This is a genomic window from Neorhizobium huautlense (assembly GCF_030811685.1).
GTDB lineage: Bacteria > Pseudomonadota > Alphaproteobacteria > Rhizobiales > Rhizobiaceae > Neorhizobium > Neorhizobium huautlense_A.
Window position 1 is genome coordinate 1 of the sequence record NZ_JAUSRF010000034.1, and the last position, 16,053, is coordinate 16,053.

15 protein-coding genes are annotated in these 16,053 nt (G+C 59.9%); 7 read left to right on the plus strand and 8 right to left on the minus strand.

Features of this window, described 5'->3' with window-relative positions:
* The coding region (locus tag J2T09_RS27005) for a hypothetical protein (protein ID WP_306840179.1) at nt 1–284 on the plus strand (284 nt) is incomplete at its 5' end.
* Nucleotides 281–3,070, plus strand: a complete 2,790-nt coding sequence (locus J2T09_RS27010; RefSeq protein WP_306840181.1) for a bifunctional aconitate hydratase 2/2-methylisocitrate dehydratase — start codon at nt 281–283, stop codon at nt 3,068–3,070. The genes J2T09_RS27005 and J2T09_RS27010, both read left to right, overlap by 4 nt.
* A 75-nt stretch (nt 3,071–3,145) precedes the next feature.
* On the opposite strand, the gene J2T09_RS27015 is transcribed toward J2T09_RS27010, so the two are convergent.
* From J2T09_RS27015 to J2T09_RS27035, 5 genes are all read right to left on the minus strand, one after another.
* On the minus strand, nt 3,146–3,967 hold the full coding sequence (locus J2T09_RS27015; RefSeq protein WP_306840182.1) for a carbohydrate ABC transporter permease: 822 nt from the start codon (nt 3,965–3,967) through the stop codon (nt 3,146–3,148).
* Nucleotides 3,968–3,978: 11 nt separating this feature from the next.
* Nucleotides 3,979–4,917, minus strand: a complete 939-nt coding sequence (locus J2T09_RS27020) for a carbohydrate ABC transporter permease (RefSeq protein ID WP_306840183.1) — start codon at nt 4,915–4,917, stop codon at nt 3,979–3,981.
* A complete protein-coding gene (locus J2T09_RS27025; RefSeq protein WP_306840184.1) occupies nt 4,917–6,245 on the minus strand; it encodes an ABC transporter substrate-binding protein in 1,329 nt (442 codons plus the stop codon). The genes J2T09_RS27020 and J2T09_RS27025 overlap by 1 nt, the downstream gene beginning before the upstream one ends.
* Before the next feature lie 68 nt (nt 6,246–6,313).
* On the minus strand, nt 6,314–6,988 hold the full coding sequence (locus J2T09_RS27030; RefSeq protein ID WP_306840185.1) for a GntR family transcriptional regulator: 675 nt from the start codon (nt 6,986–6,988) through the stop codon (nt 6,314–6,316).
* A 27-nt stretch (nt 6,989–7,015) separates the two neighbouring features.
* The gene (locus J2T09_RS27035; RefSeq protein WP_306840186.1) at nt 7,016–7,897 is read right to left on the minus strand and encodes a dihydrodipicolinate synthase family protein; all 882 of its coding nucleotides are present in this window, start codon (nt 7,895–7,897) and stop codon (nt 7,016–7,018) included.
* 215 nt (nt 7,898–8,112) lie between these two features.
* Here J2T09_RS27035 and J2T09_RS27040 point away from each other — a divergent pair, with 215 nt between their 5' ends.
* On the plus strand, nt 8,113–9,120 hold the full coding sequence (locus J2T09_RS27040; protein WP_306840187.1) for a homoserine dehydrogenase: 1,008 nt from the start codon (nt 8,113–8,115) through the stop codon (nt 9,118–9,120).
* A gap of 23 nt (nt 9,121–9,143) precedes the next feature.
* Here the strand turns inward: J2T09_RS27040 and J2T09_RS27045 are convergent, their stop codons facing one another.
* The 3 genes from J2T09_RS27045 to ltnD all read right to left on the minus strand — a co-directional run bounded on the left by J2T09_RS27045 (nt 9,144) and on the right by ltnD (nt 11,780).
* Nucleotides 9,144–9,956, minus strand: a complete 813-nt coding sequence (locus tag J2T09_RS27045) for a sugar phosphate isomerase/epimerase family protein (protein WP_306840188.1) — start codon at nt 9,954–9,956, stop codon at nt 9,144–9,146.
* Between the two features lie 104 nt (nt 9,957–10,060).
* Nucleotides 10,061–10,828, minus strand: a complete 768-nt coding sequence (otnI, locus tag J2T09_RS27050) for a 2-oxo-tetronate isomerase (RefSeq protein ID WP_306840189.1) — start codon at nt 10,826–10,828, stop codon at nt 10,061–10,063.
* Between the two features lie 4 nt (nt 10,829–10,832).
* A complete protein-coding gene (ltnD, locus tag J2T09_RS27055; protein ID WP_373458665.1) occupies nt 10,833–11,780 on the minus strand; it encodes an L-threonate dehydrogenase in 948 nt (315 codons plus the stop codon).
* An 88-nt stretch (nt 11,781–11,868) separates the two neighbouring features.
* On the opposite strand from ltnD, the gene J2T09_RS27060 reads away from it, so the two are divergent.
* From J2T09_RS27060 to J2T09_RS27075, 4 genes are all read left to right on the plus strand, one after another.
* Nucleotides 11,869–12,924, plus strand: coding sequence for a LacI family DNA-binding transcriptional regulator (locus tag J2T09_RS27060; RefSeq protein ID WP_306840191.1), 1,056 nt, complete (start codon nt 11,869–11,871; stop codon nt 12,922–12,924).
* A 29-nt stretch (nt 12,925–12,953) separates the two neighbouring features.
* Nucleotides 12,954–14,219, plus strand: coding sequence for a 3-oxo-tetronate kinase (otnK, locus tag J2T09_RS27065; RefSeq protein ID WP_306840192.1), 1,266 nt, complete (start codon nt 12,954–12,956; stop codon nt 14,217–14,219).
* The gene (gene otnC, locus J2T09_RS27070) at nt 14,216–14,863 is read left to right on the plus strand and encodes a 3-oxo-tetronate 4-phosphate decarboxylase (protein ID WP_306840193.1); all 648 of its coding nucleotides are present in this window, start codon (nt 14,216–14,218) and stop codon (nt 14,861–14,863) included. Before otnK ends, otnC begins: the two co-directional genes overlap by 4 nt.
* A 139-nt stretch (nt 14,864–15,002) precedes the next feature.
* Nucleotides 15,003–16,016 carry a LacI family DNA-binding transcriptional regulator gene (locus J2T09_RS27075; protein WP_306840194.1) on the plus strand — a complete coding sequence of 338 codons (1,014 nt, stop codon included), beginning with the start codon at nt 15,003–15,005 and terminating at the stop codon, nt 16,014–16,016.
* The last annotated feature ends 37 nt before the right edge of the window (nt 16,017–16,053 follow it).

The following is a 16,053-nucleotide window of genomic DNA, read 5'->3' on the forward strand; positions in this document are numbered from 1 at the left end:
CTTCATTGCCTCATTCGAACGCGGCCGGCAAACCCGGTGGTTCGCATAAAACAAAACCCCGCCAAAAAATGACGGGGTTTGTCAGCAGTCTGAGGCATGGCTGCAGGAGCAGCCATGCCTCAAAACCTGAAAAAACAACACCAGTTTTTTACTGCTGTGCGGTATCTTGTCACACGGCCCGGCTTGACGTACTCCAGATCGCGAAGGCCCCAGGCCGATTAATGGTGCCGTTGGTGGTGCTGCGTTTCAGCACCATGAAACTCATGATGTTGGGACTGCAATGAACCTGTACTTGGAATACCTGGCTGAGATCAAAAGCAGAGAAACTCAAGGGCTTGCTCCCAAGCCGATCGATGATGGCGCTCTGACGGCCGAGATCATCACGCTGATTGAGGATGCCGGTAGCGAGTACCGGGCAGATGCCCTCAAGTTCTTCATTTATAACACACTTCCGGGCACCACCAGCGCTGCTGGCGTCAAGGCTGCGTTCCTCAAGAAGATCATTCTCGGCGAAACCATCGTTCCGGAAATCACGCCCACTTTTGCGCTGGAACTCCTGTCGCATATGAAGGGTGGCCCCTCGGTTGAAGTACTGCTCGACGTCGCGCTGGGCGATGACGCAGCGATCGCCAGGGAAGCCGGTGAAGTCCTGAAGACTCAGGTCTTCCTTTACGACGCCGACATGTTCCGTCTGCGTGATGCCTACAAGGCCGGCAATGCCGTCGCCAAGGGTGTGCTCGAGAGCTATTCCAAGGCAGAATTTTTCACCAAGCTGCCGGACGTCGAAGACGAGATCAAGGTCGTAACCTTCATCGCCGCCGAAGGCGATATCTCGACTGACCTCCTGTCGCCGGGCAACCAGGCGCATTCGCGTTCCGACCGCCAGCTGCACGGCCAGTGTATGATCACGCCGGAAGCGCAGGCGGAAATCGTCGCGCTTCAGCAGCAGCATCCTGACAAGCGCGTCATGATGATCGCCGAAAAGGGCACGATGGGCGTCGGCTCTTCGCGCATGTCCGGCGTCAACAACGTCGCGCTCTGGGCCGGCAAACAGGCCAGCCCCTACGTGCCTTTCGTCAACTTCGCGCCGGTCGTTGCCGGCACCAACGGCATTTCACCGATCTTCGCGACCACTGTCGATGTGACCGGTGGCATCGGCATCAACCTGAAGAACTGGGTCAAGAAGCTCGGTGAAGACGGCAAGCCGATCCTCAACAATGACGGCAACCCGATCCTCGAGCAGAAATATTCGGTCGAGACCGGCACGGTCCTGAAGATCGACGCCAAGAACAAGAAGCTCACGGACGAGAGCGGCAAGGAACTTGTTGATGTCGCCAGCGCCTTTACGCCCCAGAAAATGGAGTTCATGAAGGCCGGCTCGTCCTACGCCATCGTGTTCGGCAAGAAACTGCAGACTTTTGCCGCCCAGACGCTGGGTGTCGAAGCGACGCCTGTCTTTGCTCCGAACAAGGAAATCGCCATCGAAGGCCAGGGCCTGACGGCGGTCGAGAAGATCTTCAACCGCAATGCAGTCGGCGTCACACCGGGCAAGGTCCTGCATGCCGGCTCCGACGTTCGCGTCAAGGTCAACATCGTCGGCTCGCAGGATACGACGGGCCTCATGACCGCGCAGGAACTGGAAGCGATGGCGGCTACCGTCATTTCGCCGCTGGTCGATGGCGCCTATCAGTCCGGTTGCCACACGGCTTCCGTTTGGGACAAGAAGGCTCAGGCCAACATCCCCAAGCTGATGTCCTTCATGAACAACTTTGGCGTCATCACCGCGCGTGACCCGAAGGGCGTCTACCATTCGATGACGGACGTCATTCACAAGGTGCTGAACGACATCACCGTCGACGATTGGGACATCATCATCGGCGGCGATAGCCATACGCGCATGTCGAAGGGCGTTGCCTTCGGTGCTGACTCAGGCACCGTCGCGCTGGCTCTTGCCACCGGCGAAGCGACCATGCCGATCCCGCAGTCGGTCAAGGTCACGTTCAAGGGCACGATGCAGCCCTATATGGACTTCCGCGACGTCGTTCACGCCACCCAGGCGCAGATGCTCAAGCAGCACGGCGACAACGTTTTCCAGGGCCGTATCATCGAAGTGCATATCGGCACTTTGCTCGCCGACCAGGCCTTCACCTTCACCGACTGGACGGCCGAAATGAAGGCCAAGGCATCGATCTGCATCTCTGAAGACGAGACGCTGATCGAGAGCCTGGAAATTGCCAAGTCGCGCATGCAGATCATGATCGACAAGGGCATGGACAATGCTGCCAAGACGCTGCAGGGCCTGATCGACAAGGCGGACCGCCGCATTGCCGAGATCCGCTCGGGCGAAAAGCCGGCGCTGACCCCGGACGCCAATGCGAAATATTTCGCTGAAGTCGTTGTCGACCTCGACCTGATCGACGAGCCGATGATCGCTGACCCGGACGTCAACAATGCCGACGTTTCGCGTCGTTACACCCACGACACGATCCGCCCGGTTTCCTATTACGGCGGCACCAAGAAGGTCGACCTCGGTTTTGTCGGCTCCTGCATGGTGCACAAGGGCGACATGAAGATCGTTGCCCAGATGCTGAAGAACATCGAAAAGGCCGAGGGCAAGGTCGAGTTCAAGGCACCGCTCGTCGTCGCAGCTCCGACCTACAACATCATCGATGAGCTGAAGGCCGAAGGCGACTGGGAAATCCTCCAGAAATATTCGGGCTTTGAATTCGATGACCTGAAGCCGAAGACGTCCAACCGCACCGAGTATGAGAACATTCTCTATCTCGAGCGTCCGGGCTGCAACCTGTGCATGGGCAACCAGGAAAAGGCGGAGAAGGGCGATACCGTTCTCGCCACCTCGACCCGCCTGTTCCAGGGGCGCGTGGTGGAAGACACTGCCGAGAAGAAGGGCGAGTCGCTGCTGGCTTCCACGCCTCTGGTGGTTCTCTCCGCGATCCTCGGCCGCACGCCGAACATCGAAGAGTATCGCTCTGCGGTCGAAGGCATCAACCTGACGAAGTTTGCGCCGCCGAAAACGACGCCGATCGACAGCCGTTCGGTTCATTATTAAGCCGGGCCAAGTCTAACTGTCATTTTCGCCCTCGCTTTCTGCCGGAAGCGGGGGCGAAGTATTTTGAGGACAATCTCAGCCGCCCTTGACTGCCCCGGCGGTGAGGCCTGCGACGATCTGCTTCTGGGCGAACATGGTCAGCACCAGAACCGGCAGGGTGACGATCAAGGCTGCGGCGGCAAGTGGCCCCCAGCTGACCTGTTCGAAGGACAGCATGTTGTAGACGGCGACCGGCAGCGTGCGGGTTTCGCGGCTGGCGAGCACGATGCCGAAGACAAAATTGTTCCACGAAAAGATCACGGCCAGAATGAAGGACACGACGATGCCGGGTTTGGCGATCGGCAGTGCCACGAGGCGAAAAATCTGCCAGGTGGTGGCGCCGTCTATGCTGGCGGCTTCCTCCAGTTCCTTCGGTGTTGTCTCGAAATAACCGATCATGATCCACACGACGATCGGCACGGTGACGACGAGATGGATGATGATCTGCGGCCACAACGTGCCGAGCAGGTTCAGCCATTGAAACAGCAGGAACAGCGGGATCAGGAAAGAAAGGCCGGGCGTCATGCGCGCGATCATGATGACCATGGCGGCCCGTTCCGCCTTCAGCCGTGCGATTCCGTAACCGGCGGGTACGCCGATGACGAGGGCGAGGAAGGTGGCTGCACCTGTGACAAGGATCGAATTCCAGAAATAGAGAAGAAAATTGTTCTCCTCGAACACTTTTGCATAGTTCGACCACGCCACCCGTTCGGGGATCAGGATCGGCGGATAAGCGCCGTTGTCGATCTCGAATTTCAGGGACAGCGAGATCATCCAGATGAAGAACAGGATGACCGGCGAGACCATCACGAAGGCCGCGAAAAACAGGCCGATCCGATTGAGCATACGATGGGTCATGCGGGGGATCATCAGCGGTCCTCCATGTCGGACCAGTTGGTGCGGGCGCGGACCATCATCAGCACGAAGGACAGCGCCACGATGACGACGAAGAAGACGACGGCCATGGCCGATCCGTACCCGATGTCGTAATAGGCAAACGCGGTGTTGTAGAGGTAGATGTTGATGGTTTCCGAGGCCGTGCCGGGGCCACCTTGTGTCATCGCGTAGATGATGTCGAAGCTTTTGACGGCATCGATGGAGCGGATGATGACGGCGATCATCAGGAAAGGCGCGATCATCGGCAGCGTCAGATAGCGGAATTTCTGCCAGGCATTGGCGCCGTCGATTTCCGCACTCTCGTAAGGTTCGCGCGGGACGGCGGCGAGACCACCGAGCACGATCAGCATGATCAGCGGTGTCCATTGCCATGTCTCGACCAGAACCAGCGAGGGGATGACCGTCGACTGGTTATAAATCCATTCCTGCGCGCCGATGCCGACCAGCGACAGGAGATAATTCAGCACGCCGAGCTGCGGGTGAAACATCATCGTCCAGACCAGCGCGATGGCGACCGGGGTCGCCATCATCGGCATGACGAAGACGCCGCGCAAAAAGCCGCGCAGCGGAAACTGACCGTCGAACACGAGAGCGGCAAGCGTTCCAAGGAACAGTGGTGCGACCACCGAGAGCACGGTGTAGATCGCCGTGTGCCACATGCTCTCCCAGAACCGCATGTCGCCGGCGAGCCGGATGTAATTGTCCAGCCCTATAAACGTCTGGTCCTGTCCAAGCGTCCAGGAATTGACGCTCATCCAGAGGGTGAACACCCAGGGGAAAACAATGACTGCGCCGATCACCACCAGGGCGGGCGCGACGAAGGGCCAGTAATTGGGGGAAAGCCCTGGCGGCTTGCCCCCTTTTGCTGTCACGGCGTCTGCCGCGGTCGTATCAACGGTCACGGAAGCCATTATCCCTCGCTGCGTGCCAGAACCGGTGCGAACTGGTCGCCCGCTTTCTTGAGCTCGGCAGCCGGATCCGCGCCGCCGATCATGTTGGTGAGCGCCACGCCGTAGATGTCGCGGAACTCGGTGACCGGGATGATGACCGGCAGCGCCAGCTGCGAAACCTTGCCGGAAGCAACGACGGCATCCACCCATTCGCCCGGCATGGTAACGCCTTCGCGCACCTTGGCATCATCGAGGATCGACTGACGATACGGCACGCCGGCACCGGCCTGCAGAAGGTGCGCACCCATTTCATGGGAGATCGCCCATTGGCAGAACAGATAGGCGGCTTCCTTCTTGGTGCTGGCGGCCGTAACGCCCAGACCATCGCCGAATGTGCCGGCGGCCTGTGCGGCAGGGCCCTTGGGGATGACGCTGTAACCGGTCTTGCCGACGACACGGGATTTTTCCGGGTTTTCGATCGGCGGCGCGAAACCGACCCCATCGAACCACATGCCGACCTTGCCCTGCAGGAAGGCGGACTGTGCTTCGGCCCAGTTGAAGCCGGAGACGCCGACCGGGGCCGCCTTGGTCATCAGCGTCTGATACATTTTTGCGGCTTCGACGGCTTCCTTCGAGTCACTGGTGACCTTGCCATCGGTAATCGGGGTGGCGCCATATCCCAGCATCAGCGAGGTCCAGACCGGCGTATTGGCATTTTTCAGGCCGCGCGCAACGAAACCGAATGTGTTGGTGGACTTGTCGGTGAGGGCTTCGGCCGTGGAGACCATTTCCTCGAAACTCTGCGGATATTTCAGGCCCTTGGCGTCGAACAGTTCCTTGTTCCAGTAGACGATCCAGTAATCGACGGAGAAGGGCAGGGAGCGCAGGGTGCCATCGGCATCTTTCGCAAATTTCAGGCCGGCCTCGGCGAAATCGCCTTCCACCATGGATGGATCGGTAAGGCTCGGATCCTTGAAGAACTCGGTGAGATCGGCGAGCCATTTGCCCTTTTCATACTGGCGTTTCTGCACGTGGTAGCTCAGGTGCACGACGTCGAAGCTGGGGCGGCCGGACGACAGTTCGATCGTCGTTTTCTGGCGTTGCTGCTGTTCGGGCGTGGCTTCGGCATTGACCTTGATGCCGGTCAGCGCCTCGAAATCCTTCATGTATTTCAGGAGAATTTCGCCACGCGGGCTTTTGACGAGGTTCACTTCCAGCGTCGTACCGGCAAACTTTTTCCAGTCGACGGCAGCAGATGCAGGGCGGGCGCCGACAAGGCCTGCGGCACCGAGTGCGGCGGAGCCTGCCAGAAAATTGCGGCGGGTCGGGGTCCAGAATGTTGATGTCATGATGTCCTCCTCCAAGGTTTACCGGGATCTCCTCATCTCGGCTCATGAACGTTGAAATTCTGCTTGTTCTAAATCCTGAGGGCGCGGTCCCTCGCATGTCCGATATGCTTGACGAGTGCTGCGACCGCATCTTCGGCGGATCGGCGCTCTATGGCGTCCAGAACAGTCATGTGCTCGCCCATGACCGAGGCGACGCGGCCATTGATGCGAAAACGCTCCTGGTTGATCAACCGCATCTTGATCGAATTGACGCGGTAGACATTGGAAATGATGCGGTTGCCGAGCGCATCGATAAAGGCGTCATGCATGCCCCAGTCCACCGCCTGTGCTTCCGCCTCCAGTTCCGGCGTTTCGTTGCCGGCGGCAACGGCTGCGGCAAGCTCGCGGTGTTTGGCGATCATCCTGCCGATCAACTCATCGGATGCAGAATGCACGAAGAGCGCAACGGCTTCCTTTTCCAGAAACAGGCGCAGCTGAAATGCTTCGCGGATCAGGTGCAGGTCGATATGGGCGATCTGCAATCCGCGCTGCGGCACCGTCTTGATCAAGCCCTCGGCCTCCAGCCGCGGGATCAGTTCGCGAATGGCGCCGAGCGGCAGGCCGGTCAGTTCGACCAGACGGCGTTGCGACACGAACTGGCCGGGCCGAACATCACGCGCCAGCAGGTGCCGGGTAAAGCTTTCATAAGCCTTTTCCCGAAGCGTGGGTTCTTCCACCTGCTGGTCTTGATGCTGGATTGCCATTTTTGTTCCGGTGGTCCTTATGTTTGCTCAGGCCGCCTTGCTGCGGAAAAGCCTGTCGAAAACCATGCCGAGCTGATTCTGTGTCTCCGTTGATATGGAAAGCAGCGGCGCGCGAACCGCAAGCCATTTCGGGTCGCCCAACTCGCGCGCCAGCATTGCCTTGACGGCGGGGGTGACAGGATGTTTCAGAAGTTCGACCACAAGCTCCACAACGCGGGGATCGTCACGGCCTTCATTGGCCATGGCGCCCACTTCCTGCGGCGCAAAATTGGCGACGCCCGAAATCGCACCCTGACCGCCCATACGCACGCCCTGCGCCAGATGCCGTTCATCGCCGATCAGGATGATCAGGTCGGAGTGATCTTTCAAAAGTGCCTGCGTGTGATCCCAGTCGCCGCCCGAATCCTTGACGCCGGTAACGATGCCCGGAAACGCTTTTCGCAAGCGGGCAACCAGCGGCACGCTCAGCGTCACCATGGTGACGGACGGAATGTTATAGACGAGAATGTCGCGTGCCTTGGCGCCGAGCAGCGAGAACACCCGGGAAAACCAGCGGAACAGGCCTTCATCGCTGACATTCTTGAAATAGGACGGTGGGGCGAGCAGGATATTGCGCACGCCGAGATCGAGTGCATGGCCGGCCTGAGCTGCCGCGTCCTCGGCCGAATCCACCAGCACGCCGACCACAATCCGGTCGGGCGTCACGCCACTCTCCAGGACGGCGGCGAGAACTTTTTCGCGCTCGCTCATGCCGATCGACGAGCCTTCACCGGTCGTGCCGAAAAGCGTGCAGCTGTTGCAGCCGCCGGCAAGGCTGCGTTTCACCTGCGCGATCATCATGTCGAGCAAAATGTCACCATTCTCGTCAAAAGGGGTGGTCAAAGCGACGGAAAGACCGAAGCGCGTCATGAGTGTCTCCTCCACTGAGATCTTAGTGGTAGCAAACTAACATGTCAGATGTCAATAATGGTGATGCCGCTGAGTACCGACCAAATCCAGCAGATCACGCAGAACAACGAGGTCAATATTGCGCACAAGGTGTCGCCGCCTTGGGTTGGCGTGGCGACGAAGCTCAATAGATACTTTGCGTGGACGTTGGTGCACTTTCATAGGATGGTGGTGGAATGAAAACATTCAGGATTGCCATTGCCGGTTTTGGCGGCGTGGGGCGGGCGACGGCCCGCCTGCTTCTTTCCCGACGCGCACGCTACCGCCAAGTCTATAACGCGGATGTCCGGCTGGTTGCGGTCTGCGGATCTCGGTCGGGTCTTGCAAGCACGGACGGACTTGAGGAAGAGCAGCTGACCACGCTTCAGGAGGGGCTATCCGGCCCTGCCTTCATCGACGAAAGCCGCGCCGATGTCCTGATCGAGGCTGGGCCCACTGATTTCCGTAGTGGTGGACCGGGGCTTGCCTATCTTCGTTCGGCCCTATCCGTGGGGCGCGATACGGTGGTCATCTCGAAAGGCGCACTCGTGCACAGCGGGCGAGAGCTTCGCCGGCTTGCGCAAGGATCGGGCGCGCTCTTGAAACTGAGCGGCGCTGCGGCCGCCGCATTGCCGACTGTCGATCTTGTCCAGCATAGCCTCAAAGGGTGCGAGGTGCTGTCGGTCGAGGGCATTTTGAACGCCACCACCAATTACCTGCTCGATGCGATGATCACGCGCGGCATCGGCTTTGATGAAGCGTTGCGCGAGGCGCAGGCCGGCGGTTTTGCCGAGGCCGATCCGCGCAATGATACGGAAGGGTGGGATACCGCCTGCAAGCTTCTCATCCTCGCCAATTTCGGCCTCGGCGCTGACCTGGATATGGATGATCTGCGTGTCGAGGGTATCCAGTCGGTCACCGCCGAACGGATCGCGTTCTGGCGCGGGCAGGGCCTCGTGCCAAAACTCGTCGGCAGTCTTTCACATGTGGACGATACATTTCGGGCCGAGGTCGGAATTCGTACCTATCCGCTCGCCGATCCATTCGCCAATATTCGCGGCAAGGACAAGGCGATCCGCATCGTCACAGACGCCATGGGTGAAACGATCGCCATCGGCGCCGGAAAGGAACCACTGGCAACGGCAGCAGCGGCGCTGAAGGATCTGGAGCATATTCTTGAAACGCGTTTGGCGGTCCCGCGATAATTCTTCCGAACCTCTCTGATCCGTCAGGTGGCGCCGAGGAGCCCTGCGCTGCCATTGTAACGGCTGAGATAGGCAAAGCTGCGCCTGGCAAATTCCGCCGGATCGGGCGGGTTGTCGTGCTCGACGACAAAGGAGCGGGCGCCGAACTGGACCGCCGTCTTGAGAAGGATCGGCCATATCAACAGTCCGGCCCCCACGTCCTGCCATCCTTCCTCGACATCATAGTCGGCGCCGACATCCTTGACATGGGCGGATATGAGATAGGCCTGCAGACGCTTCAACCACTCGGCCGGATTGCCGCGCGCGCGTCTGATCCATCCGATGTCGGCCTGCCATTTCAACGCGCTGCCTGCGGCTGCGCGAAACAGGTCCTCGATCCCGCATCGGCCTGTTTTCAGCGGATCAAAACCATGTACACCGTTATGATAACCCAGCAGGATACCGCGCTCACCGAAGGCCTCTGCAAGCTGCGCCAGTTTTTCGCCGGCCTTGCTCCAGTCCCTGGGGTCGAACGGATCATCCAGCGGCATCGGGTTCACGAACACGCTGGGAATAGAGGCCTCAAGGCAGCCATCGATGATGGCCTCAGGCCCTTGCAGCAATGTCGGCATGGTGATGTGGATGGAGGGACAGGAGAGCTCGAAGCGGGCAAGGCTTGCCTGAAGATCTGACGGAAAAGCCAGATGGCGTTCCAGTGCTTCAACCGCCTGAAATCCGGCAACGCAAGCCGCAGCCAGTTGTGCGTCGAGACCGCCCAGTCCGCGCATGGAATGCAGCTGCAGCGAAAAGACGAATGTTTCCGGAGAGTGGTCGGCGCGCATTTTTGGCGAAGCCATAAGTTCACCCTGTGAGGCTGCAATTGCTGCATGCATTTAGTAGGGCAGGGGCGCGCATGGTCAAGACCCGCCGTCCTCATCGCCCGGATCCGGCGCGGCCTGTCTCAGATCGCCGCCATCCAGCCTAGACCTTCCTCGGTTTTTGCAGCCGGACGATATTCGCAACCGACATAGCCGCGATATCCGATGGCATCGATCTCCTGAAAGATCCGCCGATCATCCAGCTCACCCGTCAGCGGTTCGTGGCGGTTCGGAACGGACGCAATCTGGATATGGCCGATGCGCGGCGCCATCTTTCTCAGAGCCGTAATGACGTCACCATGCAGGATCTGGCGGTGATAGACATCGAATTGCAGGTTGAGATTGGGCCTGTCGAGATCGAGGACAAGATCGAAAGCGCGGTCGAAATCGTTCAGGAAATAGCCCGGCATATCGCGTTTGTTGATGGGTTCGATGACAAGGCCGATACCGGCCTCCGCCGTCACATCGGCCGCCTTTTTCAGGTTCTCGCGATAACAGGCAATGGCCGCCGGATCGTCGCAAGGTGCGATACCCGCCATCATGTGCAGAAGCGGTGTCTCGATCGTTTTCGCGTAGGAAATGGCGGTGACGAGTGCTGTTTCGAATTCTTCCCGTCGGTCGGGGAGACTGGCAAGCCCGCGATCTCCGGCCGCCCAATCGCCCGGTGGCATGTTGAAAAGTGCCTGCTTCAATCCCGCTGAACGAAGTGCGTCCGCAACAGTTTTTGCAGGATGGTCATAGGGAAACAGATATTCCACGGCGGTAAAACCGGCGGCCGCAGCTGCCGCAAAACGCTCCAGAAATGGCCGTTCGGTAAACATCATAGACAGGTTGGCGGCAAATTTTGGCATGGGGTCACACCTTGTCCGGCATGCCGGGCAATTGCAGCCCGGCGATCTGCGCCAGAAGGCGGGCGACGGAACTGTCATCGTCGCGCCCCATGCCGGCTGCCTCCGTCATGATGAAAAGCTGGAGTGCCGCCGCCGTGATCGGCAAGGGGAATTTTTGCGCGCGGCCAATATCGGAGACGATGCCGAGGTCCTTGGTAAAGATGGAGACGGCGCTGTGCGGCGTGTAATCGCCTTCCAGCACGTGCGGCACGCGGTTTTCGAACATCCAGCTATTGCCGGCCGATTTGGTGATGACATCGAAGACCCGGGAAATGTCGAGGTCCAGGCTCTTGGCAAAGGTAATAGCCTCGCAGGCGGCCGCGATATGCACGCCGGCGAGCAACTGGTTGACGATCTTGAAAGACGATCCTATGCCTGCCTGCTCGCCGAGCTGATAAACGGTGCCGGCCATGGCATCGAGTGCCGGCCGCGCCGCCTCGAAGGCCTCCGTTGATCCGGACGCCATGAAGGTGAGTTCGCCCGAATTGGCCTTTTTCGATCCGCCGCTGATCGGGCCGTCGAGATAAAGCAGGCCTGCGGCCTCAGTCCGCTCTGCGAAGGACTTTGCTTCGGCAGGCGAGATGGTTGCGCAGGAAACCACCACCGATCCCGGTCGCATTGCGGTGACAATGCCCGCCTCGCCAAACAGCACCGCCTGTGTCTGGGCAGCGTTGACGACGACGACCACCGCAATATCCGCACCGGCTGCGGCAGCGGCCGGCGTGGGGGCGACCTCGCCCCCTTCATTCCGAAATGTTTCCAGCACGCCGGGATTGATGTCGTAGCCGCGAACGAGATGGCCGGCCTTCAATGCCGAGCGTGCCATGCCAAGTCCCATGGAACCTAGCCCGATGACAGCGAGGGTGATCTGACGAGACATTTGAATACCTCCCGAAGCGCGATGCCGTGCAATCTCAGCGCTAACATAGCTTTCAAAGCACATCCTCTTGATCGTTTCAAGCAAGTTATGTTAGCGCTGAGATGGTCGTGGAGAATGACAGATGACGAACGAGCGCCGTTGGGCGGACACATCCGGTTTGCCGCCAGCGCCCGATGCGACGGCAAAGCCGGTGACGCTTGCGCATGTGGCAAGGCTTGCGGGTGTCAGCGAGAACACGGTGTCGCGTGTCATCCGCGACAAGGGCTCCATTGCGCCCGAGACCCGGCAACGGGTGAATGCGGCCATCGAGCAGCTGGGTTATGTGCCGAACCGCGCGGCAGGGTCGCTTGCATCATCGTCCTCGCTGATCATCGGCGTCATTCTTCCGTCGCTCTCGAACATCGTCTTTCCGGAAGTGCTGCGCGGTATCAATGCCGGTTTGAGCGCTACGCCATACCGACCGATGATTGGCGTGACCGATTATGATCTGGATATCGAACATCAATTGATTGCCTCGCTTCTGGCATGGCAACCGGCCGCCATCATTACCACCGGGTTCGACCACACCGTTGGCGCGCGTCGCATGCTGGAGAACAGCCGTGTGCGGGTCGCGGAACTGATGGATATCGACAATGCGCCGATCGATCTGGCTGTCGGCCTGTCGCATCATGAGGCCGGCCGGGCCATGGCGCACCATCTCGTTCAGCGCGGTTATTGCAATATCGCCTATGTCGGCCATGACTGGACGGCGGATCGCCGTGCCCATGCGCGGTATGTGGGCCTGTGCGAAGGGCTGGCAGAGACGGGCTTGTCGCTTGTCGCCGAGTGCCGGACCGATCAGGCGAGTTCGACGCTTGAAGGGCGCAAGACCCTCTCCAACCTGCTGTCGGGCGGTGTGCATATCGATGCCGTTGCCTTTTCCAATGACGACATGGCGGTCGGCGGTTTCATGCATTGCCTTGCGGTCAATATCGCGGTGCCCGAGGAACTGGCGTTGATCGGCTTCAACGGGCTTGAGATCGGTCAGGTTCTCCCCAAGCCGTTGACGACGGTTTTGTCCAACAGGTTTGCCATCGGAAAGACTGCGGTCGAGCTTCTGCTCGCAGGCGTCCAACGCCCGGATGAGACAGTGAAAATCGATACAGGCTTTTCAATCGTTGAAGGGGCAACCGCCTGAATCGGGCTTTTGCCAGAAGGGGGAATGACATGCTGCTTGGAGCAATTGCCGACGATCTGACCGGAGCAAGCGATCTGGCGCTGATGCTGTCGCGTGAAGGCATGCGCACGGTCCAGACAATCGGCGTGCCGCCGGCCGATTTCGATCTTGGCGATGTCGATGCGGTCGTGGTGGCGCTGAAATCACGCACCAATCCGGCAACGGAAGCCGTCGCCATGTCGCTGGAAGCGCTCGTATGGTTGAAGGCATCCGGTGCGCGCCAGATCATCTTCAAATATTGCTCCACCTTCGATTCCACCACCAAAGGCAATATCGGACCGGTAACGGATGCGCTGGTCGCAGAACTCGGTACCGACCTGACCATCGTCTGCCCGGCCTTTCCGGCAAATCGCCGGACGATCTACAAGGGGCACCTGTTCGTCGGCGATCAACTTCTGTCTGATAGTCCCATGCGCCACCATCCGCTGACGCCGATGACGGATTCGTCGCTGGTGCGCCTTATGGCGGCGCAGTCCGTCCTGCCGGTCGGGCTGGTTTCGCATAATACGGTTGTCCGGGGTGCAGACGCTGTTCGAGAGGCATTCTCCGATGCCAAGCGGCGAGGTGATCGAATCGTGGTCATCGATGCGATTTCCGATGCCGATCTTCGTGTGATCGGCGAGGCCGTTGCCGATTTCCCTCTGATCACCGGCGGCTCGGGCATTGCCATTGGTTTATCCGAAAATTTTCGTCGCACGGGTCTGTTGCCTACGAACAGAACCGCCGGAACGTTTGCGGTACCGGCCGGTCGCGCCGCCATTCTCGCCGGTTCCTGTTCCGAGGCGACGCGCGGGCAGATCAAGCGGGCCATCGAAGCCGGCATTCCGGCGCTGAAACTCGATCCGGTCACGATCACCGAAGGAAAAATGACGGTTGATGAGGTGCTGCGATGGGCGCTTTCGCAAACGGAAAACGTGCCGTTGATCTATTCGAGTGCGGAGCCGGCAGATGTTCTTGCCGCGCAGAAGGAGCTCGGACAGGAGAGGGCGGGCGAGATCATCGAAAAATTCCTGGCGCGGACGGCGATCGGCCTGCGCGAAAACGGTTTTAGGCGCCTGATCGTCGCCGGCGGCGAAACCTCGGGTGCCGTTGTGGGGGCGCTTGCGCCTGCTGCGCTGTTCATTGGCCCGGAGATCGATCCGGGCGTACCATGGACATTGACGCTGGGTGAGGGCGAGCCGATGGCGCTCGCCCTGAAATCGGGCAATTTCGGCGGCCCCGATTTCTTCCTCAAGGCTTGGGAGATGCTGAAATGACGGCAATTCTGTCGGAAGAGGCCCGCCTGCGCGACGAAATCGTCGAGGTCGGGAAATCGCTGTTCGACCGCTGTTTCACCTTCGGATCGACAGGCAATATCAGCGCGCGGCTCTCCAATGGAGACCTGTTGATGACGCCGACCAATGCCTCGCTCGGCGCGCTCGATCCCGCCCGTCTGTCGAAATTTTCCGCCGAAGGTATTCATGTCGATGGCGACAAGCCGACCAAGGAGGCGTTTCTGCATCAATGCATGTATTGCGAACGGGCCGGTGCCGGTGCCGTCGTGCATTTGCATTCCACCAATGCCGTCGCCATCAGCCTCATCGACGGGCTTGATCCGGATGATCTTCTGCCGCCGCTGACGGCCTATTATGTCATGCGGGTCGGCAAGCTGCCGATGGTGCCGTATTTTCCGCCGGGCGATGTCGCGCTGGCCGAAGCGGTGCGGGAGCGTGCGCGTGAAAGTCATGCGGTACTGCTTGCCAATCACGGACCGGTCGTCGCCGGAAAATCCCTTCGCGAAGCACAATATGCCACGGAGGAACTGGAGGAGACGGCAAAGCTGTTCCTGATGCTGCGCGGCGAAAGGATCAGGCCTCTGACGTCGAAAGAGCGTGATGAACTTCTGGCGAAGCAGGCTTGAGAGCTTGCGCCGCCCGAGTGCAGTTTGTACCGGCCACCCAGTCCGCGCAATTTACACATCGCGCACCTCAAGCTTTTCCTTGACCCTCATTCCGTCTTGGTCACTATCCGGAAAAACCTCGAAACGAGTGAACGCCGCCATGAGCGAACAGGAACGTCGTCTTTTCGTCAGCGCGCGCATGGTTGCCGAACGGGCAGGTGTATCGCGTTCGGCTGTCTCGAGAACATTCACCGATGGCGCGAGCGTTTCTGACGAGACGCGCAAAAAGGTCCTCGAAGCTGCACAAAAGCTTGGTTATCACGTCAATCATCTTGCAAGGGGGCTGCGTGAGCGCAGCAATATCGTCTGCCTCGTGGTGGCCGATATCACCACGCCGATCCGTGCCAAGCTGGTGGACGAACTGACCCGCAAGCTGCAGGCCGCCGGCAAGATCACCATGGTGATCAACAGCGAGACCGATACGGAAAGCGTGTCCGCCGCACTCGGCATGACGCTCAATTACCGCGCCGATGCAACGGTCGTTCTCTCCGGCACGCCGTCTGCGTCGCTGATCGAAACCTGTCTTGCCAACGGTCAGCAGGTGGTGCTGATCAATCGGGATGATCGCCTGTCCGGGGGGCACAATCTCGGCGTGGACAATGCCATGGCCGGACGCGAGGCGTTTTTCCTGCTGCGTCGCGCCGGTTGCGAGCGGCTCGGCGTGGTCACCTCGACCGCCCGCACAGCCAGCCTGATCGAGCGTGAACGCGTTTTCGTCGAGGCTGCGGAAGAAGCCGGTGTTCCAGTGACTGTCACAGCAGCGGGGCCGACAAGCTACGCATCCGGGCTGGAGGCGGCCCGCCGCCTGTTCGGTCGTTCACAGGCGCCGGACGGCGTGTTCTGCGTTACCGATCTTCTGGCTCTCGGTTTCATGGATGGCGCCAGAGACGAATTCCGCATCGATATTCCCGGCGATCTTTGCGTCATCGGTTTCGACGATATCGCCGAGGCGGATTGGCGCTCCTATCGGCTGACCACCTTCTCCCAGCCGCTGGCCGAGATGGCGGAACACGTCGTTGCACTCATCGCTCAGCCTGCGATGGCTGGACAGGAAAAACGGGTTTTCGAACCGATGCCGGTGTGGCGAAATTCCGTAAGGCCTGCCGCGCGATAGCGCCAGCCAGACGGGTGCGGCGAAGGGTGCGGTATGC

What these genes read in the sequence shown, in the direction of transcription:
- J2T09_RS27075 (WP_306840194.1), top strand. Translation starts at nt 15,003, where the DNA reads ATGAGCGAACAGGAACGTCGTCTTTTCGTCAGCGCGCGCATGGTTGCC.
- J2T09_RS27035 (WP_306840186.1), bottom strand. Translation starts at nt 7,897, where the DNA reads ATGACGCGCTTCGGTCTTTCCGTCGCTTTGACCACCCCTTTTGACGAG.
- J2T09_RS27045 (WP_306840188.1), bottom strand. Translation starts at nt 9,956, where the DNA reads ATGGCTTCGCCAAAAATGCGCGCCGACCACTCTCCGGAAACATTCGTC.
- otnI (WP_306840189.1), bottom strand. Translation starts at nt 10,828, where the DNA reads ATGCCAAAATTTGCCGCCAACCTGTCTATGATGTTTACCGAACGGCCA.
- J2T09_RS27010 (WP_306840181.1), top strand. Translation starts at nt 281, where the DNA reads ATGAACCTGTACTTGGAATACCTGGCTGAGATCAAAAGCAGAGAAACT.
- otnK (WP_306840192.1), top strand. Translation starts at nt 12,954, where the DNA reads ATGCTGCTTGGAGCAATTGCCGACGATCTGACCGGAGCAAGCGATCTG.
- J2T09_RS27040 (WP_306840187.1), top strand. Translation starts at nt 8,113, where the DNA reads ATGAAAACATTCAGGATTGCCATTGCCGGTTTTGGCGGCGTGGGGCGG.
- otnC (WP_306840193.1), top strand. Translation starts at nt 14,216, where the DNA reads ATGACGGCAATTCTGTCGGAAGAGGCCCGCCTGCGCGACGAAATCGTC.
- J2T09_RS27020 (WP_306840183.1), bottom strand. Translation starts at nt 4,917, where the DNA reads ATGGCTTCCGTGACCGTTGATACGACCGCGGCAGACGCCGTGACAGCA.
- J2T09_RS27015 (WP_306840182.1), bottom strand. Translation starts at nt 3,967, where the DNA reads ATGACCCATCGTATGCTCAATCGGATCGGCCTGTTTTTCGCGGCCTTC.
- J2T09_RS27060 (WP_306840191.1), top strand. Translation starts at nt 11,869, where the DNA reads ATGACGAACGAGCGCCGTTGGGCGGACACATCCGGTTTGCCGCCAGCG.
- J2T09_RS27030 (WP_306840185.1), bottom strand. Translation starts at nt 6,988, where the DNA reads ATGGCAATCCAGCATCAAGACCAGCAGGTGGAAGAACCCACGCTTCGG.
- J2T09_RS27025 (WP_306840184.1), bottom strand. Translation starts at nt 6,245, where the DNA reads ATGACATCAACATTCTGGACCCCGACCCGCCGCAATTTTCTGGCAGGC.